The sequence below is a fragment of the Martelella radicis genome (genome assembly GCF_014196625.1).
GTDB lineage: Bacteria > Pseudomonadota > Alphaproteobacteria > Rhizobiales > Rhizobiaceae > Martelella > Martelella radicis.
The window spans coordinates 196,329-210,154 of sequence record NZ_JACIDZ010000002.1 but is presented as its reverse complement, the minus strand read 5'-3'; the positions used below and the strand labels follow the sequence as shown (position 1 = coordinate 210,154).

Annotated in this window: 13 protein-coding genes; 8 read left to right on the top strand and 5 right to left on the bottom strand. The window is 63.1% G+C overall.

Going from position 1 to position 13,826, the window contains the following annotated elements; genetic code table 11:
- Positions 1-6: 6 nt before the first annotated feature.
- Entirely contained in the window at positions 7-1,545 is a 1,539-nt protein-coding gene (locus tag GGR30_RS04495; RefSeq protein ID WP_183482989.1) for an MDR family MFS transporter, read from the bottom strand.
- Positions 1,546-1,640: 95 nt separating this feature from the next.
- Here GGR30_RS04495 and GGR30_RS04490 point away from each other — a divergent pair, with 95 nt between their 5' ends.
- From GGR30_RS04490 to GGR30_RS04470, 5 genes are all read left to right on the top strand, one after another.
- Positions 1,641-2,192, top strand: a complete 552-nt coding sequence (locus GGR30_RS04490; protein ID WP_183482987.1) for a MarR family winged helix-turn-helix transcriptional regulator — start codon at positions 1,641-1,643, stop codon at positions 2,190-2,192.
- Positions 2,193-2,255: 63 nt separating this feature from the next.
- Positions 2,256-2,918: a thiamine diphosphokinase gene (locus GGR30_RS04485; protein WP_183482985.1), complete on the top strand. Its 663-nt coding sequence runs from the start codon at positions 2,256-2,258 to the stop codon at positions 2,916-2,918.
- Positions 2,919-2,921: 3 nt separating this feature from the next.
- Positions 2,922-4,748 carry an ABC-F family ATP-binding cassette domain-containing protein gene (locus GGR30_RS04480; protein WP_183482983.1) on the top strand — a complete coding sequence of 609 codons (1,827 nt, stop codon included), beginning with the start codon at positions 2,922-2,924 and terminating at the stop codon, positions 4,746-4,748.
- Entirely contained in the window at positions 4,748-5,308 is a 561-nt protein-coding gene (locus GGR30_RS04475) for a gamma-glutamylcyclotransferase family protein (RefSeq protein ID WP_183482981.1), read from the top strand. Before GGR30_RS04480 ends, GGR30_RS04475 begins: the two co-directional genes overlap by 1 nt.
- 58 nt (positions 5,309-5,366) lie before the next feature.
- A complete protein-coding gene (locus GGR30_RS04470) occupies positions 5,367-6,629 on the top strand; it encodes an AI-2E family transporter (protein ID WP_246413567.1) in 1,263 nt (420 codons plus the stop codon).
- Between the two features lie 3 nt (positions 6,630-6,632).
- On the opposite strand, the gene GGR30_RS04465 is transcribed toward GGR30_RS04470, so the two are convergent.
- Positions 6,633-7,184: a L,D-transpeptidase family protein gene (locus tag GGR30_RS04465; RefSeq protein WP_343066469.1), complete on the bottom strand. Its 552-nt coding sequence runs from the start codon at positions 7,182-7,184 to the stop codon at positions 6,633-6,635.
- A 136-nt stretch (positions 7,185-7,320) separates the two neighbouring features.
- Here GGR30_RS04465 and GGR30_RS04460 point away from each other — a divergent pair, with 136 nt between their 5' ends.
- Both GGR30_RS04460 and GGR30_RS04455 read left to right on the top strand, forming a co-directional pair.
- Positions 7,321-8,004, top strand: a complete 684-nt coding sequence (locus tag GGR30_RS04460; protein WP_138747692.1) for a response regulator transcription factor — start codon at positions 7,321-7,323, stop codon at positions 8,002-8,004.
- A gap of 50 nt (positions 8,005-8,054) precedes the next feature.
- The gene (locus GGR30_RS04455) at positions 8,055-8,501 is read left to right on the top strand and encodes a Crp/Fnr family transcriptional regulator (RefSeq protein ID WP_183482978.1); all 447 of its coding nucleotides are present in this window, start codon (positions 8,055-8,057) and stop codon (positions 8,499-8,501) included.
- A gap of 49 nt (positions 8,502-8,550) precedes the next feature.
- On the opposite strand, the gene GGR30_RS04450 is transcribed toward GGR30_RS04455, so the two are convergent.
- On the bottom strand, positions 8,551-9,648 hold the full coding sequence (locus GGR30_RS04450; RefSeq protein WP_183482976.1) for a linear amide C-N hydrolase: 1,098 nt from the start codon (positions 9,646-9,648) through the stop codon (positions 8,551-8,553).
- Positions 9,649-9,824: 176 nt separating this feature from the next.
- Here GGR30_RS04450 and GGR30_RS04445 point away from each other — a divergent pair, with 176 nt between their 5' ends.
- Positions 9,825-10,475 carry a pyridoxamine 5'-phosphate oxidase family protein gene (locus tag GGR30_RS04445; protein ID WP_183482974.1) on the top strand — a complete coding sequence of 217 codons (651 nt, stop codon included), beginning with the start codon at positions 9,825-9,827 and terminating at the stop codon, positions 10,473-10,475.
- Between the two features lie 8 nt (positions 10,476-10,483).
- Here the strand turns inward: GGR30_RS04445 and GGR30_RS04440 are convergent, their stop codons facing one another.
- Both GGR30_RS04440 and GGR30_RS04435 read right to left on the bottom strand, forming a co-directional pair.
- Positions 10,484-11,569 (bottom strand): ABC transporter ATP-binding protein, encoded by a 1,086-nt coding sequence (locus GGR30_RS04440; protein ID WP_183482972.1) that lies wholly within the window; start codon positions 11,567-11,569, stop codon positions 10,484-10,486.
- A gap of 8 nt (positions 11,570-11,577) precedes the next feature.
- Positions 11,578-13,818, bottom strand: a complete 2,241-nt coding sequence (locus GGR30_RS04435; protein WP_183483433.1) for a glycoside hydrolase family 2 protein — start codon at positions 13,816-13,818, stop codon at positions 11,578-11,580.
- Positions 13,819-13,826: the final 8 nt, after the last annotated feature.

Sequence of the window (13,826 nt, the reverse complement as noted above, 5' to 3'; positions counted from 1 at the left end):
GGTCTCTCAGGCTGGCGATTTGACCGCGCCTGGCCCATGGTGATGCGCGCCGAGCGCGATCGGCTTCAAGCTCACCGCAGCAAGAAGACCGGTAAAGGCGAGGCAGGCGGCGAAGGCGAAGATTATCGTGAACGTGTCTGCATAGCCGGCAATCGCAGCCTGGTGGGCCGCTCCCGCAAGGTCGGAGATCGCCACCGGCGTAAGGTCCGCCAGCGGCCCCGCGCCGGGTATCGGCGATGACTGGTTGAGGCCGCGCGCGAGCAGCGCGCCATAGATCGAAATCGCGGTCGCGGCGCCGATCATGCGCGACAGCGTGACCGTACCGGTCGCCGCGCCGACATCGCCGCCGCGCGCCGCGTTCTGTACGCCGAGCACCGGCACCTGCTGGCCAAGGCCGACGCCGATGCCCTGAAGACCCATGATCACGGCGATGGCGATAAGCGGCGCATCCCCGCTGAAGAGCGCAAGCAGGGTGAAGCAAAGGGTCGAGAGCGCAAGGCCCATGATCGCATAGGGCTTGTAGCGCCCGCTCATGGACATCAGGCGGCCGCTGCTGATCGAGCCGATGACGATGCCCGAGGTGATCGGGATGAAGAACAGGCCGGCTGCGGTCGGAGAAAGGCCATAGACCGTCTGCAGGAAAAGCGCGAGATAGTTGACCATGCCGATGGCAACCGCGCCGCTGGTAATCGACACCACGATGAGCAGGGCAACGGTGGGGTTGGCAAGCAGCGACAGCGGAATGATCGGCTCCGGGGCGCGGCGTTCCGCCAGCACGAAGGCAAAGCCGCAGACAAGTGCGACCGCGACAACGCCGAGGCTTGCGGGAGCGACGAGCGAACCGAAGATCTCGCTCGAATCGCTCCACAGCACGATGGCCGTGACCGTGATGGCCAGAAGGAACGCTCCGGCAAAGTCGATCTTCGGCTGACGATCCGGCTTGCGGTTGGGGAGCAGGAAGAAAAGGCCGCAAAGGACGATGAGGGCAAGCGGCAGGTTGATGAGGAAGATCGAACGCCAGCCAAAGGCCGCCGTCATCGTGCCGCCGAGAAGCGGCCCCAGCGCCCCGGACGTCATGATCACCAGGCTTGCATAGCTCTGGTATTTCGGCCGTTCGCGCGGAGAGAAGAGGTCGGCGTTGAGCGCGAAGATCGAGACCATCAGTCCCCCGCCGCCAAGGCCCTGCAGGGCGCGCGCGGCAATCAGCGTGTTCATCGAAACGGCCAGTCCGCAGGTCAGCGAGCCGATGAGAAAGATCACGATCGCGGCCATCAGCACATATTTTCGCCCGATAAGGTCGCCAAGCTTGCCATAAAGCGGCATCACGGCGCATGAGGCGAGCAGATAGGCCGAGGCCACCCAGCCGAAGCGCTCGACTGCGCCGAATTCGCCGACGATCGTCGGCAGGGCGGTGGAGACGATCTGGTTGTCGAGCGTTGCCAGGAACATCGCCATCAGAAGGAACAGAAAGGCGACGATGCGCAGCCGGGGATGCTCGACCAGCGAAATGAATGGCTGATGGGCGTGGGATGAATTGTTTGTCATTGCGCAAATATGTGATAAAAGCAAATATATGTCAATGACACGAAATTGCCTTTGGCATGTTTCAGGTTGGCAGGAAATCGGGTATAGAAAAAGACATGATGAACAGCAGCACCCAAGAACGTGACGATGCCGAAAATGGTGCCATGGACCGCATTTCGGGCGCGATGACGCGCAACCGGCTGATGACGCGGCGGCGCATTCTCGGCCGGCTCGCCATCGCCAGGGTCGCTCCGGCGCTGGAGATCACCCATCTCGACGTGCTCGATGTCGTCTCCCGCGTCGAGCCGCCGGCCAAGGCCACAATCGGCGCGGTTGCCGAGGGCATGCGCATCGATCCCTCGCGCGCAAGCCGCATCGTCGCCGAACTCGTCGCCCAGAACGTGCTGGAACGGCGGGTCTGCCAGAGCGACGCCCGCCGCTCGATCCTCGTCATCACCGCCAAGGGACGCAAGCTGCTGGACGAGATCCATGCGGTCAAGCGCGGCCTCATCGAAAGCGTCACGGAAAGCTGGTCGGCGGAGGATCTCGATGCCTTCTCCCGGCTGTACGAACGCTTTGTCTGCGGCATCGAAGACTTCATCAGCGAACATGCCGGCGAGGATGAGCGTCATGCCGTTGACGCGCCGAGGGTCCGTTCGACCGGCTGAAACCGGCGGCCTTAGCCTGAATCCGCTTTTGTTTGGCCGTGACATTCGATATGGCCTTAGCCCATGAAAGCAGCAGAAACCTTCACCCTTCTCCTGGGCGGCGCGCTCGCCGTGGACGATCGCGTCAGGCGCCTCGTCGACGGCAGTCGCGTCATCGCAGCCGATGGCGGCATGGTGCATGCCGAAGCGCTCGGCATTAGCCCGGAAGTCTGGGTTGGCGACTTCGATTCCACCGATGCGGCGCTCATCGAACGGTTTCCGGATATCGAGCGCAAAAGCTTCCCGCCGGCAAAGAACGCGACGGACGGGGCGATCGCGACCGAAGAGGCGATTGCCCGCGGCGCGACACGGATCATCATGGCCGGCGCGCTGCAGGGGGAGCGCACCGACCACGGCATGATGAACATGCTGCTCGCCGTTCGCCTGGCCGAAGCCGGCTACGACATGGTGCTGACCTCGGGCGAGGAAGAGGCGCGGCCGCTCCTTCCGGGCGCAAGCGAAATCGACATGCCTGCCGGGGCGCTGTTTTCCGTGCTCGGCTTTTCCGACCTCTTCGGGCTTTCGATTGAAAACGCGGTCTATCCGCTGGATGAATTCGAGGCCCCCTTCGGACTGCCGCGCACGGTGTCCAACAAGGCGGGCGATGGCGACGGTCCCGTCCGCTTCGGGTTGAAAAGCGGCCGCGGCATCGTCATCTTCCGTCCTCATGATTTTTCGGGAGTTTGAGGCATGGCGCCTCCGATATTGAAACTGGACGACATTCACCTGAGCTTCGGCGGCACGCCGCTTCTGTCGGGCGCCGGCCTGCAGGTCGAGCCCGCAGACCGCATCTGCCTTGTTGGGCGCAACGGATCGGGCAAGTCGACAATGCTGAAGATCGCCGCCGGCATGGTCGAGCCGCAATCGGGCGAAATCTTCCGTCATCCGTCCGTGACCATCCGTTATCTCGAACAGGCGCCGGATTTCGCCGGCTATGCCACGGTGGAAGACTATGTGGCCGAGGGGCTTGCGCCCGGAGACGCGCATTACCGCGCCGACTACATGATGGAGCATCTGGGCGTCGATCCGAAGGTCGATCCGAAAACGCTGTCGGGCGGGGAGGCGCGCCGCGCCGCGCTCGCGCGCGTTCTCGCTCCAGAGCCCGATATCCTGCTTCTCGACGAGCCGACCAACCACCTCGACCTCAACACCATCGAATGGCTGGAAGGTGAGCTTGCCGCCTCCCGTTCGGCGTTGGTGCTGATCTCGCATGACCGGCGGTTTCTGGAAAACATCTCGACGGCCACCGTCTGGCTTGACCGCGGCACGGCGCGACGCATGGACCAGGGCTTTGCCGCCTTCGAGGAGTGGCGCGACAAGGTGCTGGAGGAAGAGGAAGCCGAGCAGCACAAGCTTGCCCGCGCCATCGTGCGCGAGGAGCACTGGCTGCGCTACGGCGTCACCGCCAGGCGCAAGCGCAATATGCGCCGGCTCGGCGAGCTTCACGACATGCGCGCCCGCCATCGCGGCCATCGCGGCCCGCAGGGCACGGTGAATGCCACGGTTACGGAGGCCAGGGACAGCGGCAAGCTGGTGATCGAGGCCGAGGACATCACCAAATCCTTCGGCGATCGCCAGATCGTCAAGCCGTTTTCACTGAGGGTCGCGCGCGGAGACCGGATCGGTCTTGTCGGCCCGAACGGGGCGGGCAAGACGACGCTGCTGAAGCTTTTGACCGGCCAACTGGCGCCCGACAGCGGCTTTGTCCGCCTCGGCGTCAATCTCGAGATCGCCGTCATCGACCAGAAGCGCGAGGACCTCGATCCCGACGATACGCTTTCCCACTACCTGACCGACGGACGCGGCGACACGCTGCTGGTCAACGGTGAACAGCGTCATGTGACCGGCTACATGAAGGATTTCCTGTTCCAGCCCGAACAGGCACGCACTCCGATCCGCAATCTTTCCGGCGGCGAGCGCGCCCGGCTGATGCTGGCGCGGATTCTGGCCAAACCGTCGAACCTCCTGATCCTCGACGAACCGACCAATGATCTCGATATCGAGACGCTCGACCTGTTGCAGGAGATCGTCGCCGGCTTCAAGGGCAGTGTCATTCTGGTTTCGCATGACCGTGATTTTCTCGACCGAACCGTGACCTCGACCATCGCGCCGGCCAATCCGCTCGCGCCCGACGGCGCCTGGCTCGAATATGCCGGCGGCTATTCCGACATGCTGGCCCAGCGGAAAGGCGCGGCGGCGGAGGCGAAGGCCCAGGAAAAGCGGGAGAAGCAGGCCGCGCAGGATGAGAAGGGATCGGCCGATCGGCCGGCGAAGAACAAGGGAAAACTTTCCTTCAAGCAGAAATTCGCGCTCGAAAACCTGCCGAAGGAGATGGAGAAGCTCGAGGCCCAGATCGCGACGCTGGAGGAGAAGATGGCCGATCCCGCCTTCTTCCAGCGCGATCCCGAAGGCTTCAACAAGGCGGCAGGCAAGCTTGAAGGCCTGAGGGCAGACCTTGCCGCCAAGGAAGAGGAATGGCTGGAACTGGAAGTGCTCAGGGAGGAGCTGGAGGGCTGATGCCGGACGGGCGCATCTATTTCGCCTATGGCTCCAACATGCTCAGCGAACGGCTTTTGCGCCGCTGTCCTTCAGCGCGCGCCCTTGGACCGGCCGTTCTTGAAGATCATGCGCTCGACTTCGCCAAGCCGGGGCGCGACGGTTCCGGCAAGGCAACGATCCGGGCGACGCCCGGCGCGCGCGTTTTTGGCGTGCTGTTTTCGCTCGAACCCGGCGATTGCGACCTGCTCGACGGCTTTGAAGGGCGCGGCAAGGGGTATGACCGGATCGAGGGTTGCGCGGTCCGCATGCTTTCCGAAAGGAAGCCTGTTTCGGCCTTCACCTACATGGCGCCGCCTGCCTTCCGCGTTTCCGGGCTTTCGCCCTTCGACTGGTATCATGATCTCATCATCGCCGGCGCCCGTCAGCATGGCCTGCCGGAGGATCATATCGCCTGGCTTGAGGGGATTGCCGCCATCACGGACCCGCAGAGAGGCCGCGCCACGCGTCGCGAGGCCCTCGACATCCTCTCATCCCTGGCAACCGAAGCGTGCTTGCAAGCAAGGCCGCGAACCCCGTAAATAGGACGCCGCGCCGTCTGACAGACGGCTGCCGCCCAGTGTGAAAGCGAAAGCAAGAATGCCGGAAGCACCGCATAAGGACCATAGAATGCAACGCTGGATCGGCCAGGCCTCCGTTGGCCGCGCGCCGCTGATCCCGTCGGTCACCGCCGCCCGCTGGCTGCTTCTGGGCGTGGCGATCGCCGCCGTCTATTTCTTCCACGGCTTTCTCGTGCCCGTTCTGGCGGCTCTCATCATCGCCTTTGCCTCGCAGCCGGTGTACCAGAAACTGAACCGACGGGTCGGCAATCGGCGCGCGCTTTCTGCCGCCATCGCCATCTGCCTCATTCTCCTGTTCCTGATCCTGCCGATCATCTTCGCGGTGATCTACATGTCGCGCGAGCTTGAAGCCTGGATCGCCTGGGCTGCAGAGGCGAACCGGGTCGGCGCGCCGGTGCCGGACTGGATCTTCAACCTGCCGGTGATTGGCGCTTGGATTGCGGACAAATGGCGCGAATATCTCGGTCAGCCCGGCGATATCGGTCAGCTGATCCAGGCCGTCAGCGGCGAGAACATCGGCAGCATCTACCGCACGGCACTGTTTGTCGGCGGCCGCGTGTTCGGCCTGCTGCTGGCCGCCCTGTTCATGCTGATCGCGCTGTTCTTCCTCTACAAGGATGGCGACAAGTTCGCGGCGCAGCTCGACATGATCGGCGAGCGGCTGTTTCCCGACCGCTGGTACCGCATCTCCCGCGTCGTGCCGGCGACGATCTCGTCGACCGTGACCGGCATGACGCTGATCGCCATGGGCGAGGGTATCGTGCTGGGAACCGCCTACTATTTCGCGGGCGTGCCGAATTTCGTCTCCTTTGGCCTGCTGACGGCGGTGATGGCCATGGTCCCGGGCGGCGCGCCGCTGACCTTCACCCTGATCTCGGCCTATCTGATCGCACGCGGCACGCCGGTGCACGGCATCGCGCTGATGGCCTGGGGCACGATCGAGCTCTTCATCGTCGACAAGACCTTGCGCCCGCGCCTTGTCGGCGGGCCGATCAAGCTGCCTTTCCTGCCGACCTTCTTCGGCCTTGTCGGTGGGGTGAAGACGATGGGGCTGATCGGCCTGTTCGTCGGTCCGGTGCTGATGGCGCTGATCGTGGCGATCTGGCGCGAATGGGTGCTGGAAGCCTCCGGCACGGCGCCGGAAGCCGCCAATCCCAATGCCGAGGTCGCTCCGCCCGCCGGCGATCCGCCGGCGCGCGAAACCGAGCACGTACCGCCCCCCGGTGCCTATGCCGGTTCAGCGGAAGCGGACGTCCCGCCGGAAAACCTCACGGGCAGATGATCCTCAGCGAAGAACGACGAGCCGCGTGCCGCGTTTCAGGTGCGGCAACATCACCCGCATCGCCGAAGCCGAGATCGCGACGCAGCCGGCCGTCGGCTGGAAGCCTGGCCGCGCAAGGTGAAAGAACACGGCAGAACCCCGCCCCTTGACGCGGCGGTTCATGTTCCAGTCGAGAATAATGACGATATCGTAGATCCCGTCGTCGCGCCTCAGCCGCTCATGGCTTGCGGAAAAGGGCAGGCGGACGGGACGGTTGTAGTTCGGGTCGCAAGGCGCGTCGCACCAGCCGTCATCCGCGCGGATGCCGCGCAGGCCGAGCGGGCTTTGCGGCAGGATCGGCAGGCGGTTGCGGACAAGGCCGCCGGCAAGCGTCATCACGGCAAGCGGGGTCGCGCCGTCGCCCTCCCGTTTGCGCGCCGAGATGCCGCCGTGGCCGATGGCTGCGGGAAAGCGAAGCGGCCCGAAGGCGAGGATCGCGCGGTGGGATCCGCCCGGCGCAGGGCGCACGGCGATCACGGTCCTGTTGCTGCGGCGCGTTTTGATGGGTTTCTTCACTTTTTTTTGCTTTGTACGTGAAATCATATAGTTTCATAGGACTACGCCCGGCGATAGCCTGCCGCAATATCGATATTGACGGACCACGCCATGCGGGAGAGCGAATGGCGCATAATGACACGAGAGGGCCGAGTGCATGACGGAGAGGACGATCCTTCTGGTCGATGACGACCAGGATTTGCGCGAAACGCTGGTCGAGCAGCTTGAGCTCTACGACGAATTCGCCATCCTTTCGGCCGATTGCGCCGCCCGTTCGCTGAAGATGCTGAAGGAAGAACAGGTCGACCTCCTGATCATGGATGTCGGCCTTCCGGACATGGACGGGCGCGAAGCCGTGAAAATGGCGCGCAAGAACGGGTTCAAGGCGCCGATCATCATGCTGACCGGCCACGACACCGACAGCGACACCATCCTGGGGCTTGAGGCGGGCGCCAATGATTACGTCACCAAGCCGTTCCGCTTCGCCGTGCTCCTTGCCCGCATCCGCGCGCAATTGCGCCAGCACGAACAGAGCGAGGACGCGACCTTCAATGTCGGGCCCTACGTGTTCAAGCCGGGACAGAAGCTCTTCACCGGGGCCGGCAACAAGAAGATCAGGCTGACGGAAAAGGAAGCGGCAATCATCCGCTATCTTTACCGCGCCGGCCAGAAAGTGGTAACCCGCGACATGCTTCTGGAAGAGGTCTGGGGTTACAATTCCGGCGTCACCACCCACACGCTGGAAACCCATGTCTACAGACTGCGCCAGAAGATCGAGGAAGACCCGTCAAATGCGCGGATCCTCGTGACAGAAAACGGCGGCTACAAGCTGGTGCCCTGACCGGCGCATTGGGTGGGCCGCAGGGGAGAGCGGCCCGGGGAGATCAAGTTATGGCACTGTCGCGCGATATCGAGACGATCCGCCGGACCGAGCTTTTTTCGGGTTTTTCCGTCGACCAGCTCCGGCTGATCGCCTTTACCGTCACCCGATTTGCCCGCGAGACGGGGCAGGTGCTCTTCGAGGAAGACGCCGAAAGCCTCGGCGCCTATCTCGTCGCAGACGGCACGCTTCAGCTTGAGGCCGGCGGCCGTTCGGCCGGCATTGCCGGCGCCGGCAGCCTGCTTGCGGAAGCCGCCCTGATCAGCCCGGTGCCGCATCGCGTCCGCGCCATTGCCGCCGAACCCGCTGACATCCTCCTCATCCGTCGCGACCAGTTCCTGCGCCTGATCGAGGAATATCCGGATATTGCCAGCGAAATGGACCGTCGGCTCCGCCGCAACTTCGCCGAAATGGTCAGCGCGCTTTCCGCCGTGAAGACGCGGCTTTCGGATTTTTAAGCGGAGGCGGGCCCGCGCTTCGACGCGAACCCGGAACGCCGACCGGCCTTCAGTGTGAAAGCATCACCGTGTCCGCATCGACGCTGCCCTGGTTGAAAGCCTCGAGCGGCACGAGCTTCGGGCCCTTGGCGCCTTGCTTCAATGCGGCGAGATCGAAGGAAACATAGCCGAGGCTTCCATAGGTGCGCAGCATCAGCTTGCCGCCCGCAAGGTCGATCAGCGTGATCCATGACGTATATTCGGTGATGAAGTCCGGCTTCTCGGCCGCCGCGCCGCCGGTCAGTTTCGTTGCCGATTCCGTCAGCGCGCTCGCCTTGGCGCTGGAATAGACGGACGCGCCCTTCGGCCGGTCGAACTTGTTCATCACATGGCCAAGCTGGCGCAGCGCCGCCTCGGAACCGTCCACCTTTTCGGAGAACTGGGCGTAGTAGACGGCGCGCACGAAACGGTCGACGGCGGTGTCGGAGCCGGGCAGCGTCACCGTGGCGATGCCGGAATCGGGCTGGATGAAGTCCTTGCCCAGGAATGTCGCGCTGGACTGGTCGACATTGTTGAGATGGGTGTAGTTGTTGAGATTGGTCAGGTGCCAGTCGAAGCGCGGGCTGTTGGTCATTACGCCGAGCGGGTTGTCGAAGATGTGGCGTTTTCCGTCGAAAAACTCGATGACGATCGATGCGCCGCTCTTGTCATGGACCGTATAGTGAAAGGGCGGAATGGTGCCGCCGAGGGCCTCCAGCGGGTCGACAAGCACGGTCTGTTTCTCCAGCGCCTCCTTCACCTCCGCCACGGTCGAAAACTGCGCCAGCATCCATGCGCCGAGATCGATCGCCGACAGCACCGGCGTGTCCTTTGCTTCCGTATCGTCCGGGCCGTGCGTATCGGCGAAGGCGAGCAGCGAGAAATTGAGCCCCGCCTCGTTCAGTCCCTCGACGACCTTGAGGTCTTGCGCATTGCCGTTCGGAACGACGATGCCGAAAACGTCGTAGCGGCTCTCATAGGTCAGCGGTGCGTGCTCTCCGGCCCTGGAAGCAAGCGGTGTGCCCTTGGGCAGGAAGGCTGCAAAATAAGGCAGCTCCACCGGCAGTTCCAGCGTTCTGCCGGCAAAGACGGAGCCGGACAGGTCGGTGTAGAGGAGAGACGTGCACATGGTTGACCTCGCTGAAAATGTTTGATTGGCGGCAGAGTATTGCCGGGCTTACACATGTGCAAGGTCGCGCCCTTTCGAAATCCCGCCGAACCTGTATACCGGTCAGGCGTGCCCTTTGCCGTCCAGACCTTCAGCGCTGGCCGTAGACCACACATGCCCATCGGGAGGAGATCAGAATGGCCACCTATCAGATTGACCCGAAATACCTGATTGATGACGACGAAGTGCTCAGGGCGCTTTACGCGCCGGTTGGAGGCTTGGCCGCGAAGAAATGCCTTTCCGCGCTTGATGACCATGCGACCGCCTTCATCGAACGCGCACCCTTTCTCTGCCTGGGAACCCAGGGCAGCGATGGCCGCGCCGATGTCAGTCCGCGCGGCGATCCGGCGGGCTTCGTCAAGGTGCTCGATGCAAACACGCTCGCCATTCCCGACCGACCCGGCAATAATCGTCTCGACAGCCTCTCCAACATCATCGCCAATCCGAGCGTCGGCCTGCTGTTCATCATTCCGGGCTTTGACGACACGTTGCGTATCAACGGCACCGCACAGCTCGTGCGTGATCCGGAACTGCTGGAAAGCATGAGCGTGAAAGGCCGCGCGCCGAAGCTTGCCATCGTCGTCAGCATTGACGAGGTGTTCATGCATTGCGCCAAGGCCTTCCGGCGGTCACATCTATGGGACCCGGCGCATTTCCAGGACCGTGCGGGCTTTCCGTCTCTGTCAAAGATCATCCTCGACCAGACAACCGGCGCCCCGGACGATGAGGACGAGATGAAGCGGATCGATGCCGATCTCGAAGATCGCTACAAGACCTCACTTTACTGAGAAAGCCGTCAGCAGGCCATGCGCTGCCCGGCTTCATCGAAGAGGTGAACATCGTCGATAGCGAAGGCGAGCTCGATCGCGGTTCCGGTCTTCAGCAGATGCTGACCGGAAAGCACGGCCATCACCCGCTCGCCGCTCTTCGCGGTGGCATAGACGACGGTCTCGGTGCCGAGCGCCTCGACAAGGGTGATGTCGACGGCGAAGCTTTTCTCGCCGGTCTCCGCAAGCCGGATATTCTGCGGGCGCACGCCGACCGTCACCTTCGACCCTTCCTGCGGCAGGTCTCCTGCAAGCGGCACGTCGATCGTCTCCTCGCCCAGCAGGTTGAGGGCGATGCCGCCGGCCTCGGCCTCCTCCACGGTCGCCGGCAGGAAGTTCATCGCCGGAGAGCCGATGAAGCCCGCGACGAAGAGGTTTGCCGGCGTGTTGAACAGTTCCAGCGGCGTGCCGATCTGTTCGACAATGCCCTGGCGCAGCACCACGATGCGGTTGGCAAGCGTCATCGCCTCCACCTGGTCGTGGGTCACATAGATCATCGTCGTCTTCAGCCGGTTATGCAGGGCGGAAAGCTCGCCGCGCATATGCACGCGCAGTTCCGCGTCAAGGTTCGACAGCGGCTCGTCGAACAGGAAGACATCCGGATGGCGGACGATGGCGCGGCCGATGGCGACGCGCTGGCGCTGGCCGCCGGAAAGCGCCTTCGGTTTGCGCTCGAGATAGGTCTCGAGTTCCAGCATCTTCGCCGCATCCATGACGCGGGCCTCGATCTCCTTTTTGTCCATGCCGGCAAAACGCAGGGCAAAGCCCATGTTCTCCCGTACGGTCATGTGCGGGTAGAGCGCATAGGTCTGGAACACCATGGCAATCCCGCGCTTGGCCGGATCCTCGTCGGTCATGTCCCTGCCGCCGATGGAAAGCGAGCCGGAGGTGATGTCCTCAAGTCCGGCGATCATGCGCAGAAGCGTCGATTTCCCGCAGCCGGACGGGCCGACGAAGACGACGAACTCGCCGGACTTGATGTCGAGATCGACGCCCTTGATCACCTCGATCGATCCGAACGACTTGCGGATGGCATTCAGCGATACGTCAGCCATGGAAAACCTCAGGAAAGCGTGAAGGTGGCGGTCTGGTTGGCAAAGGGCCGGCAGCGGACGGCAAGCGTCAGCGTGCCGGGTTGATCGCCGGCTTCGATATAGAGTCCGGCAGTGCCGCCCTTGAAACTAACGAGATCCGGCCCGACGATCCGGCCCGGACCTTCAAGTGACAGGGAAGCCGGGTCATCGAAGAAGGGCAGGATATTGCCGGTCTGGTCGAGCGCGCGCAGGATCACCCGCACGCAGTCCTTCTCTCCGGCCTTCAGTGCCGTGTCGTCCGGCGCGATCTCCAGCGTCGTTGGCACCGGATCGGCGGTGAGGTTCATAGTCTTCTCGGCCTTGCCGTCGACATAGCCGGTGATCTTGCCGTCCTTCCAGACGCGGCCCCACTCGCCGAACTCCTCCGGCGTGACCGAGCGCAGATCGATGACAACGGGGGGATGGGGCAGATGCGGATAGGTGGCGCGGTCGGGGTCGATCCGGCGCGGCTCCATGTCGCCGAAACTGAATTCGACGTAATCGCAGTTCGTCAGGATGATCAGCGGCAGAACGCCGCCGATATTGCGCTCTCCGCGGGCCCAGAAGGTGACGGGCTGCAGCACCACATTGTCTTGCGGTTCGCCCTGCGATGCATAGGCATAGGCCGCGAATTTCGGCTCGCGATACATGTCGAGCACGCCGTGATAGCAGATCCGGTCGCCCGAGCCGAAATCCTGATGGGTGTTGTAGTCGAACATGCACCATCCCGTGCCGCCGGCAATTGTCGGGTCGCCGGCAATCGCGTTCAGCATCTGCAAGTGGCGGGTCACATGTTCGGCTTGCCGCTGCTCCTGGTCGAAGCGCTTGGTCGGATACATGTGGCCGCAATATTCGGTGATCATGTAGGGCACATCGCGGGAAAGACCGGTGACCTTTTTCTGCTCGCGGCGGTGCATGCGCAGATGGTTGCTGCCCGGCATCTCCTCCGAGCCGAGAACGAAGTCGTTCATCGTGTAGACGTCTTCCAGCATCTCGCTGTCCTCGATGCAACGCACGCCGCCGGTCGGTCTCGTGCTGTCCAGTTCATGCGCAAGACGGTTGGTCTCGGCGTAGAAATCGTGGTCGTCGGCCGATTCGTTGATGCGCACGCCCCAGATGATGATCGACGGATGGTTCCAGTCGCGCCGGATCATGCGCTCGACATTGGCGATCGATTCCCGCTTCCAGCCCTCGCCGCCGATATGCTGCCAGCCGGGGATCTCCTCGAACACCAGGAGGCCGATCTCGTCGCAGCGATCGAGGAAATATTTCGACTGCGGATAATGCGAGGTACGCACGACATTGCAGGCAAGCTCGTATTTCAGGATGTCGGCGTCTTTCTCCTGCCCGCGTTTGCCCATGGCATAGCCGAGATGCGGGTAACTCTGGTGGCGGTTGAGGCCCCTGAGCTTCAGCGGCCGGCCGTTGAGATGGAAGCCATCGGTGGCGAAGGCGACGGTGCGGAAGCCGAAACGGGTGGTAACCGTGTCGCTGCCCGCTTTCGTCTCAAGGGTGACGGAGAGCGTGTAGAGCGCCGGGTCATGAATGTCCCAAAGCCGGATATCTTCCAGCCCGTCGATCTCGAACGAGGCCTTGTCGCCGCTGACCGCGATTTCGGTCGTGGCGAGGCTGTGGCCGTCGGCGTCATAGAGCGTGGCCTTCAGCGTCGCGGCTTCCGGAACCGGTCCGGTCAGGAAGACATCCGCCTGAACGCATTTCTGCGGGGCGAGCGGATCGGGCGTCTCGACCTTGACGTTGCCGATCGCCGTCGGCGTCGTCACTTTCAGCCAGACATCGCGGTAGATGCCGGCAAAGGTCAGGTAGTCGATCATGAAGCCGAAGGGCGGGATCTCCGGATTTTCCGAACCATCAATCTTCACCGTCAGCAGGTTGTCGCCGTCCTTCAGGCGTCCGGTGAGGTCGACCGTAAAGGGCGTGTAGCCATCCCTATGCGCGCATAGTTTCTCGCCGTTCAGAAAGACCACGCTGTCGGCCATTGCCGCATCGAAGACGAGCGAGACGGCCTTACCCTCGAAGGCGGGGTCATTGGCGATGATCTTCTGATAGGTGAACGGTTTCTGGTAGCTGTTCTCGTCGAAATAGTTGAACGGCAGTTCCACGGCGGTGTGCGGCAGCGTGACGGCCGCGCCCTCCTGTAGGGCGCCGGTCCAGCTTTCGTCAAAGCCTTCGGCAAAGACCCAGCCAGTGTTGAATTTCTCGAATGTGCGCATCGTCATGA

Excerpts from the sequence above, each read along its gene's own strand:
- GGR30_RS04495 (WP_183482989.1), bottom strand. The coding sequence starts at position 1,545 with ATGACAAACAATTCATCCCACGCCCATCAGCCATTCATTTCGCTGGTC.
- GGR30_RS04490 (WP_183482987.1), top strand. The coding sequence starts at position 1,641 with ATGATGAACAGCAGCACCCAAGAACGTGACGATGCCGAAAATGGTGCC.
- GGR30_RS04485 (WP_183482985.1), top strand. The coding sequence starts at position 2,256 with ATGAAAGCAGCAGAAACCTTCACCCTTCTCCTGGGCGGCGCGCTCGCC.
- GGR30_RS04480 (WP_183482983.1), top strand. The coding sequence starts at position 2,922 with ATGGCGCCTCCGATATTGAAACTGGACGACATTCACCTGAGCTTCGGC.
- GGR30_RS04475 (WP_183482981.1), top strand. The coding sequence starts at position 4,748 with ATGCCGGACGGGCGCATCTATTTCGCCTATGGCTCCAACATGCTCAGC.
- GGR30_RS04470 (WP_246413567.1), top strand. The coding sequence starts at position 5,367 with ATGCCGGAAGCACCGCATAAGGACCATAGAATGCAACGCTGGATCGGC.
- GGR30_RS04460 (WP_138747692.1), top strand. The coding sequence starts at position 7,321 with ATGACGGAGAGGACGATCCTTCTGGTCGATGACGACCAGGATTTGCGC.
- GGR30_RS04455 (WP_183482978.1), top strand. The coding sequence starts at position 8,055 with ATGGCACTGTCGCGCGATATCGAGACGATCCGCCGGACCGAGCTTTTT.
- GGR30_RS04450 (WP_183482976.1), bottom strand. The coding sequence starts at position 9,648 with ATGTGCACGTCTCTCCTCTACACCGACCTGTCCGGCTCCGTCTTTGCC.
- GGR30_RS04445 (WP_183482974.1), top strand. The coding sequence starts at position 9,825 with ATGGCCACCTATCAGATTGACCCGAAATACCTGATTGATGACGACGAA.
- GGR30_RS04440 (WP_183482972.1), bottom strand. The coding sequence starts at position 11,569 with ATGGCTGACGTATCGCTGAATGCCATCCGCAAGTCGTTCGGATCGATC.
- GGR30_RS04435 (WP_183483433.1), bottom strand. The coding sequence starts at position 13,818 with ATGCGCACATTCGAGAAATTCAACACTGGCTGGGTCTTTGCCGAAGGC.